The organism is Ureibacillus sp. 179-F W5.1 NHS, assembly GCF_045369345.1.
Taxonomy (GTDB): domain Bacteria; phylum Bacillota; class Bacilli; order Bacillales_A; family Planococcaceae; genus Ureibacillus; species Ureibacillus halotolerans.
Genome location: NZ_JBIQFG010000013.1, coordinates 55768 through 72969 on the forward strand (window position 1 = coordinate 55768; position 17202 = coordinate 72969).

Sequence of the window (17202 nt, forward strand, 5' to 3'; positions counted from 1 at the left end):
TTCCTCTATTAATCTCCTGATCTTTTCCCTAATACTGTTCCATATGAAATTTTTAAAATCCCATTGTTGTTATATAACATATTATGATATTATCTTATTATGAAAATTGAGAATATTTAAAAAGGGATGGGGGTACTATAAATGGTTACATTTTTAGTATGTATCGCGATTTTAATCGTTGGCTATTTTACATATGGCAAATACGTTGAAAAAGTATTTGGTTCTAAATCAGAAAGACCTACTCCCGCATACGTGAATGCGGATGGTGTTGATTATGTTCCAATGTCAACTTCAAAAAATTCATTAATCCAGCTACTAAATATTGCGGGGACAGGCCCAGTGTTTGGACCTATTGCAGGGGCACTTTATGGTCCAGTCGCATTCATTTGGATTGTCGTAGGCTGTATATTTGCCGGCGCTGTACATGACTACTTAACAGGCATGATTTCAATCCGTAATAAAGGGGCACACGTACCAGAATTAGTATCGAAGTTTTTAGGGAAATTTATGAAGCACGTTGTAAACGTTTTCGCATTGTTACTTTTATTGTTAGTTGGTACTGTTTTCGTTACATCACCAGCAATGTTAATTAATAATTTACTAGATGGAAAGGTAGCCCTTGCAGTTATTGTAGGCGTTATTTTCTTCTACTACATTTTAGCAACGTTATTACCGGTGGATAAAATAATTGGTCGTCTTTATCCATATTTCGGTGCGCTATTAGTTCTTTCAGCACTAGGTGTAGGAATTGGATTAATCGTAACAGGTGCACCGATTCCAGAGTTAAGTTTTCAAAATATGCATCCTAATGACTTACCTATTTTCCCACTATTATTCTTTACAATTACTTGTGGGGCTTTATCTGGATTCCATGCTACTCAAACACCTATTATTTCTCGTACAACACAAAATGAAAAACAAGGTCGTAAAATTTTCTATGGCATGATGATAGCAGAAGGAATTATCGCTATGATTTGGGCCGCAGCAGCTATGAGTTTATTTGATGGCTATGGTGGTTTAAACGAAATGTTAGCTGCTGGAGGACCTGCAGCAGTAGTAAGTGAAGTTTCACTATTAATGATGGGTTCCATTGGCGGTACATTAGCTATTTTAGGAGTTGTTATTTTACCGATTACATCTGGGGATACAGCGTTCCGCGCAGCACGTATGATCATTGCAGATTATTTTAAATTTGGTCAATCAAAATTATTAAGCAGGCTATGGATTGCCATTCCTTTATTCGTCATTTCTTACGCATTAACGAAAATTGACTTTAATATTTTATGGCAATACTTCTCCTGGGCAAACCAAGTAACAGCCGTTATCGCCCTTTGGGTAGGAGCAATGTATTTATTCTTGGCGAAAAAAAATCATTGGATCGCTACAGTGCCAGCTTCCTTCATGACAGTAATGGTCATTGTCTATATTTTATATGAACCTACAATGGGATTCGGTATACCATTAAACGCTTCCTATATTGGAGGAATTGTGGCAACGATGGCCATTGTAGCTATTTTCTTCAATGCAGCCCATAAAAAACGTGGAACGTCCTTCCTATTGGACGAAGACGTCTCGCGATTTAATGTAAATGAAATGAAATAAAATAATAACACCTTCACCATGTATGAATAAAATACATCTTGGTGAAGGTGTTTTCATTTACTTTGATTAAATCATTCATAAGAATATGTCCCACATTTACAATAAATTTCTCCAACGAAATCAACTAAATAGTATCCTTTATACTTTATGTTGTTTTCGAACAGAATGTCTCACTACTTCAACTAAAAAGCGTGGTAAAGCTAGTTGTCGTTTAAATCGCTTCGGTTCTTTTAACAGCCGATATAACCATTCTAAACCTAGCTGTTGGAAAATGACCGGAGCTCTTTTTACTGTACCAGCCAATACATCAAAGGATCCCCCAACTCCCTGGAAAATCGTTGGATAAAGCTGATTACGATATTGGTTAATCCAATTTTCTTGTTTCGGGCTACCCATTGCAACAAATAATATGTCCGGTTTTGCTTTATTTATATTCGAAATGACTTTTTCCATATTATTTTCATAGCCATCCTGCGTTCCAACAACTTTAATAGTAGGGTATAACTCTTTTAATTTTTTTGCTGCCTGATCTGCTACGCCACATTTACCACCGTATAAAAAAATGGATTTGTCTTGTTTGGAAGCCTCTTCACATATACGCATCATCATTTCAACACCGGTTACACGTTCATGAATGTTTCCTTTTTGGATTTTCGATGCAATAATTACACCTATTCCATCAGGAATTTGAATTTCAGCATCATTAAGTAATTTTTTTAATGATTCATTGTCTTTTGCATTCATAATTTTTTCAGGGTTGATTGCAACAATTAATGTTTTTTCTTTCCTCTCGATTCGGCTGAAAATTTCTTTAATAAGTCTATCGTACTTTTCAGTATTAACTTGAATTCCAAGTACTTTTTCCTTCATATTTGCACAACCGTCCTTTTAGACAAAGGAGGCAGCTAAACGAAATTACTGCCCCAATGTGATGGTTTGGTAGTTTTTCATCTATTCTTCGCATCGCCTAATAAATAATATTGAAAACCTGCATTTTGCCAAACTTTCCGATTCAAACAATTTTTCGTATCAAATACAATTTTATGGTTTGTCGTAATGGTATGTGGATCAAAAGTTTTAAATTCATTATGATCTGTTAAAACTAAAAGAATATCCGCATCCCTTGTAGCTTCCTCTAAATGTTGGGTTTGTGTCACATGATTATTTTCTTTAATATGCGGATCAAAGGATACAACTTCCAATCCGAGTTGTTGTAAATAATCGATAACAGCAATCGAAGGGCTTTCACGTATATCATTTACGTTTCCTTTAAATGCTAAACCTAAAACCGCTACCTTTCCGCCTACAATGTTATTTTCATCTAAGATAGACAATGTTTTTTGCGCAGTATAGGCTGGCATACTATCATTTATATGTCGTGAATGATGAATAATCTGTGCATTATCCCCACCTATTTCCACAAGAAACCATGGATCTACGGCAATACAATGACCACCTACGCCTGGTCCAGGGAAGTGAATATTGACCCTTGGATGTAAGTTGGCAAACTGAATCGCTTCCCAAATATTGACCCCAATATTATCTGCAATTTTAGAAAGTTCGTTAGCAAAGGCAATATTCATGTCGCGATAAGTGTTTTCCATCACCTTCACAAGTTCTGCCGTAGTGGCGTCAGTTAAATGAATTTCCCCTTGGACAAAGCATTCATATAATTCCTTTGTTAACTGGGCAGATTTTTCATTAATCCCACCAACAATACGATCATTATTTACTAATTCCTCAAAAATTTTCCCAGGTATAACTCTTTCAGGTGAATGGGCCACATAAATGTCCGTACCGATTTCGAATCCTGTTTTCATCAATTCAGGAATCATAATATTTTCAACAGTTTTCGGTGGAACTGTCGATTCTAAAATAACTAAATTTCCCTTCTTAACATAAGGAACAATCGATTTAGTTGCTTCTTTTACATAATCGAGATTTGCTGTTTTATTTGGATTAATTGGTGTCGGAACAGAAATGATAAATGCATCTGCTTCTTGTGGCGTAGTAGATGCAGTAAACATTCCTTCATCTATTGCTCGGTCCAGCATTTCTTGAAGACCTTGTTCTTCAATGTGTAATTTTTTTTCATTAATATTGCGAACAACTGATGGGTTTATATCTACACCATGTACTTTCATACCATAGTTTGAAAACATTACTGCTGACGTTAATCCAATATACCCTAACCCAACGACACAAACTGTTTTTGTCATCATATCCCACTTTCCTTCCATATAGAGAATAGTGCCGATTTATCTCTAAATCACACTAAAAATAAAGATGAAGTTGGAATTATCCATTCCTTTGTCAAAAACTTGCATAATAGTATACAAATCAACTTTAATTTTTAGAAGACCAGGAAGGAAAAAGTGGTTTGAACTTTAAATCGTCCACTTTATTTATGCATCCTCTTCCTAGTTCTATCTTTATTATTTCAAAAATTTAAACCAACTTATTCAACCCCATTCTATCTTCTCTCTTTTCCTTTTGTATTAATCTTTTTACAGTAGGCTTGATTAACTTTATTTTCTCATTTCAACATAACAATCTCTACATTCTTAGAATTTCTTAATATAGTTTTTACAGTTTTAACATTTTCAATAATTGGAAATACTAGGGTAGAGGAGGGAGTTATAATGAAAGGATTAAAACAATTATCAATATCGAAGGAAGATTGGTTATATGGAATAGTCGGTTCAGGGATTGTATTAGCCATTATTCAATTATTTATATTGGTTTCATAATGTCCATGAATCCATTGATAAAAGAAAGCACCTTTGATTTTAATCAAGGGTGCTTGTTTTGTGTTGTACAGATGTACGTTTATTATGAGTATGAGTGTATAAAACAGTGATTATATTTACTACTTCGTTCCATTCCATTTCATTTTTTCATCTAATAATTCATAAAAACGTTTTTCATCACGTGCTTCTAATGCGTGATCAATTAATCGATTTAAATTTTGTTCTTCTAAAAGACGAATCATTTTTTGAACTTCCGACTCCTCTTTATCACTTGGAGGTATATTTAAAGTGTCTTCATTATTTGATGCCTTTTCCAAAATAGGACTTAAATGTTCGTGTACATTGGATATAAGAAGTAGCTGGTATAATGGTAAACGAATAAAACGATTTCCTCTTTGGAAAACGAAAATTTCCGAAAGGTTTTCTATTTGTTTCGTCTCTAAATCAATAATCATTTCCTTACCTTCAACAGGAACAAAATGATACAGCTCGTCATCCTTTACAATTGAGAAATATTGATAAGCAAACACTAAACGTAATGTCTTTCCACTGACTTTTGTATAAAAAGGCTTCATAAACTGCACTTGAATCATTCTATCCCCTCCCAATTAAAAATTTCCTTTACTCTCATTACCGGTGAAACAATATAAAAGAAGCTGAAAGCGATTGCATACTATATTGGAATAGAGAAGCCATACCCACTTAAAAGAATTACAAAGGAAGCTGTTTTTTCTGTTATTCTAATATACGAATTCATTCCCTTATTAATGCTATAGTTCCCATACTTTTCTTGTTTCAAACTTGCTTTTATTTACTAAATTTATCGATTTTTGTCGCCTCGTTATTGACAGATTATAAATGAGCCATTCTTAACGCTTCAGAAAAAAATTTATTTTATCCATCATTTAAAAATTTTATTGAGGAAATTTTATATATTTATCCTTTTACTTATCATTCCTATCTTTTCAAGTTATAATGAAGGGAAAGACTTTTTTAGCGGATATGTATTCACTTCCGCATAAGAAAAGACATCGATTTGTTTTCAAAATGGAAAATAAATTGTGTATTTCTAAGGGGCGATGATATGGTGTTATCGGTTTCAACACTGGCACGTGAACAAAAAAAATTTATTATAGATCAATTAGAACATATTGAACATTCTTTACATCCATCCGTAACGGAAGATGAAGAGCTAATACGTCGAGCATTATTTGCGGTTCGAAATAAATCCGTTACCTTTGAACGGTACGTACCAACTACTTCAACTTTATTTACAACTGTACAAGATGTCAGACCAACCCATGTTACCGTTCATTTCCAGGAGGGAAATATTCAATGTAACTGTCCTCAGGAAGATTGGTGCCGGCATAAAATAAGTGTTCTTTTATCTCTTTACCAATACATTGATTCCGTACAAGATTGGACTTCAAAATGGCGTTCCAAAAAAAGCGTGAATTTACATTTGTTAGCTTCCGAACGTACACCTGAAAGTTGGCTAGCGATGGTAAATGAAGTGATGTCCCATCAATTACAAGAGGGTCGTCAAATCGAAAAATATCTCATCTCGAACATTGCTGAAAATGCCCATTCAAAACTGAAGAAACATACGCCATTTGAACGAGAATGGCAACCTATTTACAACCTTTTTATTGAAATCGCTATTTTAAACAAACTATGGCAACATATTTTAGAATCCCAATCAAATATCAATAGTGATTATTTTGAATATTTCTTTGATAGAAGATTTGAAGTGATTCAAAATACGATTCATGAAATTTCAGGGAAATCTCGGCTTTTTGCTACGGATCCGTTTTTTGATGCCCTCCAAGTATTAGTTCGGGAATTACTCCTTGAGCGAAAGCATCACATTGGTAGAAGATTAAATATTTATTTATTGTTTTGGGATACCATTTTTATAGAAAAAAGAAGGGCTGAAGAAGAATTAAGCATCCTTCACCAATATGCTGAAGATGCTAAAAAAAATACAAATACGAAATTAAGTGATGACGTTCCCCTTCCAACAGTTTTAAATGTTTTCCACATAATATTAAAAGATTATGATTCATTAAAAAATAATTTAACAACCATTCAACCGAAAGAAATGAACATTTATTTTGGTCTAGCGAAATTTTCTTATTCAAGAAACGAAGAAAGAGCATATGAACTAATATTAAAAGCAATGCTCCCCCATTTAAATGAATATATAAATAATTACCTATTACCTTCCCAACGCCAAGTATATGTAAGAAGAGTCCATTCATTATTTGAACATATAAACTTAACGGAACAGGAAGAACTAATGTTATTTTCAGCCTTTGGAGTATATGGGGTACAACCATATTCCCAATATTTATTAAAGGTAAAAAGGTACGAGGAGTGGGCGGCACTTCATCAGTTGTATCCTTCTTCTATTTCCTATTTGGAAACTTGTGGATTAAAGGAAGTTTTAGAAGTTGCTCCTGAGGTAACATTGCCTTTGTATCATTACTATGCGCTAGAAGAAGTAAATCAAAAATCAAGAATGAATTATAAACAAGCTGTTCGTATTTGGAAAATGATGAAATCAGCAGCAAAAAAATGTGGTAAAACTTACTTTTGGACAGACTATATTCAATCTATACGTGAACAATATAAACGTTTACGAGCATTGCAAGAAGAATTAGAGAAAGGAAATTTACTGGCATGACGGAAATTCAACTAACACCTTTTACGAAAACAATTCGTGTCACTTTTGAAGAACTGCAACCAGGTTTCTTTTCTGTCATTGCGTTCCATGAAGATGGTTCACCTATACCGCCGTCCAACTGGTCTCACCAATTGTTTTATCGTTATGAGCCAAATTGTTTTGGTTTAAATGCAAATTTCGGTGAACATGGAATTCATGTATCTTTAGTAGAACTAGTTGAGTTAATCTCACCATCTTATAAACATCCTTTTATTCAATTAATGGGAACAAATGATAAAACTAAAAAACTACTCGCTTCCATAAATGCTGTTCAATTACTGTGGAACAATAGTGCTTTATGGGATTACGTAATTTTAACTGAAGATGATTCCAATAACATTACATTCTCCTTTCAATTGCCACAAAATTTTATGGAAGATGATTTTGTAAAAAATGCTTATGGTGAAATAGAGATTCAATTAGCTGAATGTGAATCCATTTTAACGACTGCTGTTCAACAAAAATTAGCCTATGCAGGGTTACTTGCTAATGATATCCCCACTTTATTACCATTTTTCAGTAAAGGTGGTTGGCCATTAAACAAAGATCGATCCATAGGTGATGTTAAGGTAGCTTTACGATTACGGGAACCAGAAGAAAGTTCCTCACAATGGCTACTTGAAACTGTATTAAGTTCGAAAAAAACGTTAAAGGTATGGGCACCTGCTGTTCGTAAACGCCATTTACCAATTGAAAGAGCCCTACCTGATAAGTGGTTGCCTTATGCCCAAGAAATTAAAAACATGCAAAATCAAATGTTAGAGCTAATGGATTTAAGTAGTTATAACGTAGACTCCGAATCTTTTATACATATTATGTTAGAAGATAAGGATGTACGTAATTTACTACGGGGAGATTTTGCTAAGTTAGGTGCCCTTGGATTTGAAATCATCTTACCGACTTGGTTAAAGGAATTAAAGCAAACGAAAATGCGCGTTCGTGTAAGTGCAAGTAATCAATCACAAAAGTCCGTAGCAGGATTAGATGATATATTATCCTTCAACTGGCAGCTTTCCTTAAATGGAGAACAAATATCAGATGAAGAGTTTCGAAAAATTGTGGATGAAAGACGGGAATTTGTACGTATCGGTAATGAATGGTTCCGTTTAGATGCCAATTGGATGCAGGAAATTCGAGAATTGATGGACAAGGCTGAAGACGAAAATTGGACAGTACGTGAATTGTTATTCCGTGAATTACCAGATGAATTTACAGCACTAGAAGGAGAAGAAGAGGATATAGAAAGAGATGACCCTTTATTTGCCTTTGAAATGCAACGTTCATTAAAGGAATATGTGGATCAACTTCAACATAAAAAAGGGTTACCATCCATTTCGCCACCGAAAGGTTTACATGCAGAATTGCGTCCTTATCAACAGGAAGGATTTGAATGGCTATCCTTTATGCGAAATCAGAATTTTGGTGCTGTATTAGCTGACGATATGGGTCTTGGTAAAACTGTACAGCTCATTAGTTATCTTTTATATACGTATGAAACTTTGGAGGAACAACTACCAACTATTATTATTTGCCCAACTTCCGTTTTAGGGAACTGGCAAAAGGAATTAGTTCGCTTTGCTCCTTCATTAAAAGTCCATACCCATTATAGTTCATCACGAATAAAAAAAGATTCCTTCCATCAAATGATCATAAAAGAAAAACCAAATGTTATCCTTTCAACTTACGGTACTATTTCACAAGATATCGAGTTTCTACAAGAAATCCATTGGGCAACCGTTACATTAGATGAAGCCCAAAACATAAAAAATATGCAAACATTACAATCTCGTGCGATTCGTAAATTAAAAGGAAAACATCATATCGCTTTAACAGGAACGCCGATTGAAAACCGTCTTTCCGAATTATGGGCGATATTCGATTTCATTCATAAAGGATATTTAGGCAGTTTCGGTAAGTTCCAAGAGCAATTCATTGTTCCCATTGAACGAGAAGAATCAGAGCGCCATAAACAAATTTTACGGACTAAAATCCGTCCTTTCTTATTAAGACGAACTAAAAATGATCCGGATTTAATGTTGAATTTACCTGATAAACAAGAATCGAAGGAATTTTGTGCTTTAACGAGCGAGCAAGCCGCGCTATATGAAGGTTATATTGAAGACACGATGGCTCAACTGAATACAATGTCCCCTTTTGAAAAGAAAGGTCGGATTTTACAAATGTTGAGCAAATTAAAGCAATTATGTAATCATCCAGCTCTCTATTTAAAAGAGCCTTTTGACGAAGCAAAGGTAATGTTAAACCGTTCCGTTAAACTAAAAAGAATCGTTCAATTAGCTGCTGAAATCGTAGATAATGGCGAGCAATGCTTAATTTTCACCCAATATATCGGAATGGGCCATTTACTTCAACATTGTTTTTCTGAGCTATACGATATCGATGTGCCCTTCTTAACGGGAAGCATGCCTAAACAACAAAGGGATCAATTAGTGGAAGGATTCCAAGCAGGAGAGTTTCCTATCTTCTTATTATCGTTAAAAGCAGGGGGAACTGGATTAAACTTAACAGCTGCTAACCATGTATTACACGCAGATCGTTGGTGGAATCCCGCTGTAGAAAATCAGGCTACAGACCGGGCTTACCGAATTGGACAAACTCAATTTGTTCAAGTTCATAAATTTATTACAATTGGTACGATTGAAGAAAAAATCGATAAAATGATAGAGATAAAGTCTGCCTTATCTGAAGAATTAATTCAATCAAGCAATTGGTTATCCGAATTACAAGAGGATGAATTGATGGATTTACTTATGTTAGATACAAAAGAAAGCACCATTATTTAAGTAAGTGGAACTATTGAAAATGCATTTGAATAAAACAATTGGAAGAGTCGAGGATAAATTATCCTCGACTCTTTTTACAGTCTCTCGTTATCCTTTTCACTTTTCCAAATCCATATTTAATTGTTCATTTCTCTACGTGTTCCCTATTAAAAAGGATTACTATGTAGAGCTTAGAAGGAATGGGATCACTACTGTGCGGTCAAGCAGTAGTGTTTTCATTATCACCTCCCCTATCCATTTGTTCGATACAAAATTGCTTTTAGGAAGAATTTTTTCACAAAGATACTAACACTGTTCTTGGTACTAATTTCTATGTTTCGTTGAATAATAACTATAAGAGGGTCCGTATATAGAGTTCAACAATCAATTTCAAAAGATTTTTAGAGAGATTTCATCATTTTCTTCATTCATACCTTCAACAACAAATTGACTCCACAAGACTTCAAATACTTGGTTCTTAAATACTCCCCATTATTTAAGGTACAGAAGCAAGTTCGCCATTTTCCGGAAGTATAAATTCATTTTCCATTTCAAAACGCTGCTCCATTTCTCGATGGACAACATCATTTTGAGGCGATTTTAAAATAATGAATCGTACATCATCGACAACAACTTCTACGGTGTATACTTTCAAATTATCTCGATTCATATAGGATCTAGATTGTAATCGGCCGTTAATACCAACTAATGATCCTTTGCCACAATATTTTACGATTCGTTCTGCAAGCCTTCCCCATGCTACGCAAGGAACAAAATCAGCATCTACACTGCCTTGATTATTTCGAAAGTTTCGATTAATGGCTATAGAAAAACTTGTTTGGACTCGATTTTCCGAGATTTGTCTAAGTTCCGGATCTCGGGTCAATCGGCCGACTAGTCCGACTTGATTCATAATCTTCACCTCCTTTCGACCACGCTTTTATAATAACTAGAGCACTTAATTTTGGCAAAATCTGAAAATTGGGATTTGGCCAATTTTTAAAGTTGAAAAATACATTTTCAACGAAGCAAAAAATTATTAAATTTCTTTTTAGACTAGACGACTGTAAGATTGGCCAGCTTAAAATTGAAAGGGGCAAATAATAAATTTCGCATTTTTTCTATGTTATACTAAAATTAACTAAATTGTAGTTGGGGGAAAGTGAATGAAGACTTTTAAAATGCTTTCGTTTGATTTGGTAAATGAAGATGGAGGACTAAATATTCCCTTAATTGATGGCATCGTCATCAATCAAGAAAATAGTAGAAATTCGTGGATATTAGAGCTCTTTATATCGAAAGAGCATCAAACGATTTTTGAGACATATAAGGAGTCAGGGGATTTAATCGAAGTACATGTAATTATTTCATTTCCAGATAATGAACCCGCCCCATTTAAAGTAGTCGTTAGCGATATTCGAGAAATTGGAAATCGAATTTCAGTGTTACTGAAAGGTACTATCAAAACAAAACGTAATAAATATGCAGAACAGTTATTAAAAAATTTATTAAATGAAAATTTAACAAATGAGGAATTGCTTACACAGTTTAAAAAGGGTATGCGTGAAAGACCTCGCTTAAAGGAATTGTAAATACAAAAAAATCGCCTCTTAGAGACGATTCTTTTGTATTGTATCCTGTTAGTGCAATCATTATTTCATTACATTATTCATCTTGATTATCACGGTCATTGAGATCTTTTTCATCTTCAATGATATCTTCTTGGTTACCTTCTAAAATGCGTTCGTCGTTATTATTGACTCCACCGGAAACACCATTTTGTCCAGCACCGTTGCTATTTTGTACACCGTCTTGGTCCTCAGTATTGTCAGTGCCGTTTTCAGCATTAAAATCTTCACCTTCAGGACCACGGTTGGCATCATTATATGAATCTTCACCTACTGCATCATTTGTACCGTTATTTACATCATTTCCGTTATCGTAGGAGTCGTTTTCAAGGACGTCATTTGCACCTTCTTGGACTTCATCGACACCTTCATTTACACCTTCTTGGACTTCATTAACACCTTCATTGATGTCTTCTCCTACTTCATCAGCAGCATCTTCACCGTTATTATTACATCCGACTAATAATGCTGTCCCTAAAATAAATGCAAAAACCGGTTTTTTCCACATAAAAATTCCCTCCTTTCAACTTTTACACTCCATCACATAAGGAATGTGATTAGTCATAGAGTACCCGAGAAAGGAAGGAACTATCCGAAAAAAAGATGTAACTATTTTTGCTATTCTTTTTAAACTTTACATTGTTATTTTATGTAAATAAAAATCGTTTATTTTGGTTGAACTGGACCAATAGCAAATAAAATATCTGTTTCACAAACAAGCTCGCCTTCTACCGTTGCAATAGCATGTCCTTTCCCCATTGCACCGCGTAGTTTCACAAATTCAACCTCTAGCTTTAATTGGTCGCCAGGTACTACTTGACGTTTAAAACGGCAGTTATCAATTCCCGTTAAAAAAGCAAGACGGCCTTTATATTCTTCAGATTTTAATAATGCCACGCCGCCAACTTGAGCCAATGCCTCAACGATTAATACTCCCGGCATAATTGGATATCCTGGAAAATGGCCATTAAAAAATTCTTCGTTAATCGATACATTTTTTAATCCAACTGCTCGTTTTCCTTCTTCAACTTCAATAATACGATCCACTAATAAAAATGGATAACGGTGTGGTAAAATGGCTTGAATTTGTTCAGCTGTTAGCATTTCCCATTCCCCCTTAAAAATTTATGTATATTCGAATAAATTGAAATAATAAAATTGCAAAAGAACAGTTACCCCACTATTCTTTTCCTTCCATTAAATCAATGATGTGTTGCCATGTTCCCCATTTTAGCACATTCATTGCTTCTCCATCACCTATCACGCCAAAACCTATCATTAATCCTGAAACTGCAGCGATAATAAGTAAAATAAGCACGAGGAGAATTCTTAACCAAATAGGAAAAAGACGAAAACTATACCATCTCATTGGCTTTTCAGCAATCGTTTTGTCCCTTTTTTCTTTTTTTTCTTCTTGAGGAACACTCGGCTTTACTGATTCTTTTTTTAATACATTAAACATTGCCGTTCTCCCCTTAGAAAAATTTGTTAAAGTTTTGCCATCAGTTATTATCGAATCCCATTAATTAATCCTAACATTTGATCAGCAATTGAAATAGCCCGTGAATTAAATTGATAATTACGTTGGGCATTAATTAAATTTGTCATCTCTGTAGAAAGATCCACATTAGAAGACTCCAATGCACCGTTCATCATGCCGATATTTACTCGAGCGCCACCCTGTAAATTTGTTAATACGTCTTCTTCATTATAACCTAATTCATCAAAATTGGCAGGGAGTGCAATATATGTACCAGATACATGTTCTAACAATTGAGGAGTATGTAATTCCGTAACACCTAACTCAAAGTTTAAAGTTTCTCCATCAGATAAATTTACACGTAATGTACCATCATTAGTTAAATTGAAGTCCGTCACATTATCAGGGAAATAAATGGCATTACCGTTACTATCAGCAACTGGGTAACCATCACCGTTCACAAGCATAACTTGACCATTTTCTACAGGTGTTACATAAAAATCACCCTGGCGTGAATAAACTAAACGTTGACCATCTTCACCATTTGGCATCAAAATATTAAAATACTGCTTTTCCTTCGTAAATGCAAGGTCTAAATCGCGATTTGTTGTTTGTAAAGAGCCTTGGGAAAAGTTCGTTTGAATTTGACCGATGTATGCTCCTACACCATAACGAATCCCAACTGGTGAATTACGAACCGTTCTATCCATTTCTTCATTATTAAATTGTTGATAAAGAAGTTCAGAAAAGGTCGCTTCATTGGCTTTATAACCAGCTGTATTACTATTAGAAATATTGTTACTTATTGTGTCAATTTGACTTTGTAACTGTCCTAATGTGTTGGTCGCTGTTATCATTGTACGTAGCATGAATAATCCCCCTCGCTTTAAACTCTTCCGATTTCATTTACTGCTTTGTCCATACTTTTATCATATGCTTGAAGAACTTTTTGATTTGCTTCAAAGGCACGATAAGCAGTTAATAAATCTGTCATTGATTGGGCTGAATCAACATTAGACCCTTCAAGGAAACTTTGTTGCATCGAGAAGGTTACATTCTCTTGCCCATAAGCTGAAGGAAGTTCAGCACCGTCTACAGTACGAAATAATCCGTTATCTTGTTTTTCTAATACATCAGGATTTTCAGAAAAAGAAACACCAAGCGTTGCTACTACTTCGCCCTCAACATAAATGTTTCCGTCTTGTGAAAGGCTAAAATCATCACTAGGTAATTGAATACGTTCTCCAGTAGCTGATAAAACATATAGCCCTTGACTATTAACTAAGTATCCTTGACCATCTAGCGTAAAATTACCATTTCGTGTATAGGCTTCTCCACCATCTGGATGTTCCAAGCGGAAAAAGATTGTTCCAGTCTGACCTGACTGTTCATCAACAGGCATTGCACCGTTTATTAACGCTACATCAGTTTTTTGGCTTGTTTCATAAATAGAACCTTGTGTATAATTTCCTAACGTTTCTTGTAAGTATACACCTGTATTTAATGAACCAATTGGATTTGCTTCGGTAAACTTCAATCCATTTTCTGTAGGTATATTAGTATTCCCTACAGCTGATAAAAGCATGTCCGGAAAGGAACGAATAGTTGACTGATCCGCTTTAAATCCAGGGGTATTGGCGTTGGCCATATTGTTTGTAATAATTTCTGTCTTTCTTTGTTGGGATACCATTCCTGTTGCAACAGTATAAAAGCCTTTAAACATAAGTATCACCTCTATTAAAGTTTAATGACATGCAGTATTGAAACATAATTAAATTCGAGAGCCTGGTGAACGATCGATATTGTCTAACATTAAGCCTGTCCCTATCGCTACACAATCCATTGGGTTATCAGCAACGAAAACAGGTACTTTCAATTCTTTAGTTAATAATTGATCCATTCCATGTAAAAGGGCACCACCGCCTGTGATACACACACCACGATCAATAATATCCGCAGATAATTCAGGAGGCGTTTTTTCCAATACATTTTTCGCTGATTGAACGATTAATGAAACAGATTCATGTAATGCTTTTTCAATTTCAGAAGAATGAATTGTAATAGTTCTTGGCAATCCAGTGACCATGTCACGACCACGAATTTCCATCGATTCTTCACGACTACCAGGGTAAACTGTACCAATATTAATTTTAATCGCTTCTGCTGTACGTTCCCCAATTAGAAGTTTGTATTCTTTTTTTATGTATTGCAAAATATCGTTATCAAATACGTCCCCAGCTACTTTAATGGACTCACTAGTTACGATATCTCCCATTGATAAAACCGCCACATCAGTAGTACCACCACCGATATCAACTACCATGTTACCGCTTGGTTGGAAAATATCCATTCCAGCTCCGATAGCAGCTACTTTTGGTTCTTCTTCCAAGTATACTTTTTTACCACCTGATTTTTCAGCAGCTTCACGGATAGCTTTTTGCTCCACACTTGTAATGTTCGTTGGACAGCAAATAAGGATACGTGGTTTTGAGAACATTCCTTTTAAATCTAACTTATTGATAAAGTATTTTAACATTGCTTCCGTCACATCAAAATCTGCAATAACTCCATCTTTTAAAGGACGAATAGCAACGATATTACCTGGTGTACGACCAACCATTTGACGGGCTTCTTCTCCAACAGCTAGTACCTTTTTACTATTTTTATCGATTGCCACAACAGACGGCTCATTTAAAATAATTCCTTTTCCTTTTACAAAAATGAGCACATTCGCAGTTCCTAAATCGATTCCAATATCTTTAGAAAACATGATAAATTCCCCTTCCTACCTTTTCCAACATAATTCGACTTCAGTTTTCTACATTAATCTAGAATATTTTATCATATTCGAATATTAATTACATCTTTATTTATATGTGATTAACTGTTTGTCAATCATATAAAATTAATTACTTATTTTCCAATTCATTTATACATTCATAGTAAAAAAGCACTTAGTTGACTTATAAAGCCAAACTAAATGCTCTTTCAATGGTTTTGTCGGGATTGCCACTTCTTACGTGTCGCCTCGCCTCCTCGTAAATGACGAATCGATTTGTGATATGCTAATATTTCTTTTACTTCGTTTGCTAACTGTTCATTGACTAAGAATAATCGTTCTGTTAGATCTTTATGAACTGTACTTTTAGAATAACCCGTCATTTTCGCAAGGACACGAACCGTCTCACCTGTTTCAATAAGTAGCTCTCCAAGCCTAACACAGCGATGTCGAATGTGCTCGTGCACGTTCTCTTCCTTTCTATCGGATATAAGAATGTGCCGTTTTGCTAACGAAAAGGTGTTTTTTTCAACGTGTTCATATTATGAGTGTTTCATTGACGTTTGCAACTAGCGATTTAACGTTTATTCACAATATGAGTTTTTTCACAATTTCAGAACCATATTTATTAAGAAAACTACAAAAACGCCCAATATCCTTAATTAGACGTTGAATGTTTTAAGAAGTTTCAACGTTTTGAAGGATATGGACGTTTTCGCTCATCATCAATACTTGTACAAAAATCTTATAAGTCTGTTAATTCATTAGAAAGCTAAGAAATTTCTTGGGTTTACATGCTCACCATCTTGTAACACTTCAAAGTGTAGATGGTTTCCAGCTGAAGGATTCCATTCGTTTTCAGTTGTAGTGCCTAATGGTTGACCTTGAACGACTGTATCGCCTTCTTTTACAAGAATGTCCGTTACAGAGCTATAACGTGTTTCCATTCCGTTTGGATGTGTAATGACAATCTGATTTCCAGTGAAAGCATCTAGTTTTACTTCCTTTACTTCACCGCTCATTGCAGCAAGTACTTCAAAAGGTTCGTTATTAACGGCCAATGATACACCAGAAGAAGTAGAGAATGTTTGATTAAACACTAATAGTGCATTTTCCCTTGTTGCTTCATCTGCTGTGACATCGTAAAAGTCTTGTAAAACTTGTACATTGTCAAGTTGCGCTTCATCGAAAGGATATTTCAATGTTTCCGTTTTAGCGTTTGTTTCAATGACTGTTGAATCTTTTGAGGCAGTTCCATCTTGTACAACCTCTTTTTCCTCTTCATCACCAATAAGTGCTGTATAACTGAAAATCAGACCAACTAATACTACTGCAATTCCTGCATAAATTGTCGGCCAAAACCATGGCTTTTTCTGCCAACTGTTTTTGTTAGGAGAAGGCTTAATTTGTTTTTCTTCTCTCATGTTCATCACCTCAAGAAGAAGTGTGAACAAA

General features: G+C 34.8%; 16 protein-coding genes. 4 read left to right on the forward strand and 12 right to left on the reverse strand.

From position 1 onward, the window contains the following. Positions 1-141 precede the first annotated feature (141 nt). Entirely contained in the window at positions 142-1602 is a 1461-nt protein-coding gene (locus ACH0B5_RS08315; protein ID WP_406927703.1) for a carbon starvation CstA family protein, read from the forward strand. 138 nt (positions 1603-1740) lie between these two features. Here ACH0B5_RS08315 and ACH0B5_RS08320 read toward each other — a convergent pair whose 3' ends face one another. The 3 genes from ACH0B5_RS08320 to ACH0B5_RS08330 all read right to left on the reverse strand — a co-directional run bounded on the left by ACH0B5_RS08320 (position 1741) and on the right by ACH0B5_RS08330 (position 4945). After that, the gene (locus tag ACH0B5_RS08320; protein ID WP_122973426.1) at positions 1741-2472 is read right to left on the reverse strand and encodes a WecB/TagA/CpsF family glycosyltransferase; all 732 of its coding nucleotides are present in this window, start codon (positions 2470-2472) and stop codon (positions 1741-1743) included. Positions 2473-2549: 77 nt separating this feature from the next. Further along, on the reverse strand, positions 2550-3821 hold the full coding sequence (locus tag ACH0B5_RS08325; RefSeq protein WP_406927704.1) for a nucleotide sugar dehydrogenase: 1272 nt from the start codon (positions 3819-3821) through the stop codon (positions 2550-2552). 650 nt (positions 3822-4471) lie between these two features. Further along, on the reverse strand, positions 4472-4945 hold the full coding sequence (locus ACH0B5_RS08330) for an IDEAL domain-containing protein (protein ID WP_122973428.1): 474 nt from the start codon (positions 4943-4945) through the stop codon (positions 4472-4474). A 491-nt stretch (positions 4946-5436) separates the two neighbouring features. Between ACH0B5_RS08330 and ACH0B5_RS08335 the strand changes: the two genes are divergently transcribed. Together ACH0B5_RS08335 and ACH0B5_RS08340 are read left to right on the forward strand one after the other, a co-directional pair. Beyond that, positions 5437-7038: a hypothetical protein gene (locus ACH0B5_RS08335; RefSeq protein WP_341361792.1), complete on the forward strand. Its 1602-nt coding sequence runs from the start codon at positions 5437-5439 to the stop codon at positions 7036-7038. Then, entirely contained in the window at positions 7035-9881 is a 2847-nt protein-coding gene (locus ACH0B5_RS08340) for a DEAD/DEAH box helicase (RefSeq protein ID WP_406927705.1), read from the forward strand. Before ACH0B5_RS08335 ends, ACH0B5_RS08340 begins: the two co-directional genes overlap by 4 nt. A 475-nt stretch (positions 9882-10356) precedes the next feature. On the opposite strand, the gene ACH0B5_RS08345 is transcribed toward ACH0B5_RS08340, so the two are convergent. Beyond that, positions 10357-10773 carry a single-stranded DNA-binding protein gene (locus ACH0B5_RS08345; RefSeq protein WP_122971484.1) on the reverse strand — a complete coding sequence of 139 codons (417 nt, stop codon included), beginning with the start codon at positions 10771-10773 and terminating at the stop codon, positions 10357-10359. 253 nt (positions 10774-11026) lie between these two features. Between ACH0B5_RS08345 and ACH0B5_RS08350 the strand changes: the two genes are divergently transcribed. Next, on the forward strand, positions 11027-11452 hold the full coding sequence (locus ACH0B5_RS08350; protein ID WP_341361790.1) for a YwpF family protein: 426 nt from the start codon (positions 11027-11029) through the stop codon (positions 11450-11452). A gap of 73 nt (positions 11453-11525) precedes the next feature. Here ACH0B5_RS08350 and ACH0B5_RS08355 read toward each other — a convergent pair whose 3' ends face one another. From ACH0B5_RS08355 to ACH0B5_RS08390, 8 genes are all read right to left on the reverse strand, one after another. Next, entirely contained in the window at positions 11526-11996 is a 471-nt protein-coding gene (locus tag ACH0B5_RS08355) for a hypothetical protein (protein ID WP_406927706.1), read from the reverse strand. 158 nt (positions 11997-12154) lie between these two features. Further along, complete coding sequence (gene fabZ, locus ACH0B5_RS08360) at positions 12155-12592, reverse strand: 3-hydroxyacyl-ACP dehydratase FabZ (RefSeq protein WP_122971481.1); 438 nt, start codon at positions 12590-12592, stop codon at positions 12155-12157. A gap of 76 nt (positions 12593-12668) precedes the next feature. Next, positions 12669-12950 (reverse strand): DNA-directed RNA polymerase subunit beta, encoded by a 282-nt coding sequence (locus ACH0B5_RS08365; protein WP_174232660.1) that lies wholly within the window; start codon positions 12948-12950, stop codon positions 12669-12671. Positions 12951-12997: 47 nt separating this feature from the next. Beyond that, positions 12998-13837: a flagellar hook-basal body protein gene (locus tag ACH0B5_RS08370; RefSeq protein WP_122971480.1), complete on the reverse strand. Its 840-nt coding sequence runs from the start codon at positions 13835-13837 to the stop codon at positions 12998-13000. 17 nt (positions 13838-13854) lie between these two features. Next, positions 13855-14691, reverse strand: coding sequence for a flagellar hook-basal body protein (locus ACH0B5_RS08375; RefSeq protein ID WP_122971479.1), 837 nt, complete (start codon positions 14689-14691; stop codon positions 13855-13857). Positions 14692-14739: 48 nt separating this feature from the next. Next, positions 14740-15738: a rod shape-determining protein gene (gene mreB, locus ACH0B5_RS08380; RefSeq protein ID WP_122971478.1), complete on the reverse strand. Its 999-nt coding sequence runs from the start codon at positions 15736-15738 to the stop codon at positions 14740-14742. Positions 15739-15956: 218 nt separating this feature from the next. After that, entirely contained in the window at positions 15957-16214 is a 258-nt protein-coding gene (locus tag ACH0B5_RS08385) for a sporulation transcriptional regulator SpoIIID (RefSeq protein WP_122971477.1), read from the reverse strand. A gap of 297 nt (positions 16215-16511) precedes the next feature. Beyond that, entirely contained in the window at positions 16512-17171 is a 660-nt protein-coding gene (locus ACH0B5_RS08390; RefSeq protein ID WP_122971476.1) for a M23 family metallopeptidase, read from the reverse strand. Positions 17172-17202: the final 31 nt, after the last annotated feature.

What these genes read in the sequence shown, in the direction of transcription:
- mreB (WP_122971478.1), bottom strand. Translation starts at nt 15,738, where the DNA reads ATGTTTTCTAAAGATATTGGAATCGATTTAGGAACTGCGAATGTGCTC.
- ACH0B5_RS08335 (WP_341361792.1), top strand. Translation starts at nt 5,437, where the DNA reads ATGGTGTTATCGGTTTCAACACTGGCACGTGAACAAAAAAAATTTATT.
- ACH0B5_RS08320 (WP_122973426.1), bottom strand. Translation starts at nt 2,472, where the DNA reads ATGAAGGAAAAAGTACTTGGAATTCAAGTTAATACTGAAAAGTACGAT.
- fabZ (WP_122971481.1), bottom strand. Translation starts at nt 12,592, where the DNA reads ATGCTAACAGCTGAACAAATTCAAGCCATTTTACCACACCGTTATCCA.
- ACH0B5_RS08390 (WP_122971476.1), bottom strand. Translation starts at nt 17,171, where the DNA reads ATGAGAGAAGAAAAACAAATTAAGCCTTCTCCTAACAAAAACAGTTGG.
- ACH0B5_RS08370 (WP_122971480.1), bottom strand. Translation starts at nt 13,837, where the DNA reads ATGCTACGTACAATGATAACAGCGACCAACACATTAGGACAGTTACAA.
- ACH0B5_RS08375 (WP_122971479.1), bottom strand. Translation starts at nt 14,691, where the DNA reads ATGTTTAAAGGCTTTTATACTGTTGCAACAGGAATGGTATCCCAACAA.
- ACH0B5_RS08355 (WP_406927706.1), bottom strand. Translation starts at nt 11,996, where the DNA reads ATGTGGAAAAAACCGGTTTTTGCATTTATTTTAGGGACAGCATTATTA.
- ACH0B5_RS08350 (WP_341361790.1), top strand. Translation starts at nt 11,027, where the DNA reads ATGAAGACTTTTAAAATGCTTTCGTTTGATTTGGTAAATGAAGATGGA.
- ACH0B5_RS08315 (WP_406927703.1), top strand. Translation starts at nt 142, where the DNA reads ATGGTTACATTTTTAGTATGTATCGCGATTTTAATCGTTGGCTATTTT.
- ACH0B5_RS08330 (WP_122973428.1), bottom strand. Translation starts at nt 4,945, where the DNA reads ATGATTCAAGTGCAGTTTATGAAGCCTTTTTATACAAAAGTCAGTGGA.
- ACH0B5_RS08340 (WP_406927705.1), top strand. Translation starts at nt 7,035, where the DNA reads ATGACGGAAATTCAACTAACACCTTTTACGAAAACAATTCGTGTCACT.
- ACH0B5_RS08365 (WP_174232660.1), bottom strand. Translation starts at nt 12,950, where the DNA reads ATGTTTAATGTATTAAAAAAAGAATCAGTAAAGCCGAGTGTTCCTCAA.
- ACH0B5_RS08345 (WP_122971484.1), bottom strand. Translation starts at nt 10,773, where the DNA reads ATGAATCAAGTCGGACTAGTCGGCCGATTGACCCGAGATCCGGAACTT.
- ACH0B5_RS08325 (WP_406927704.1), bottom strand. Translation starts at nt 3,821, where the DNA reads ATGACAAAAACAGTTTGTGTCGTTGGGTTAGGGTATATTGGATTAACG.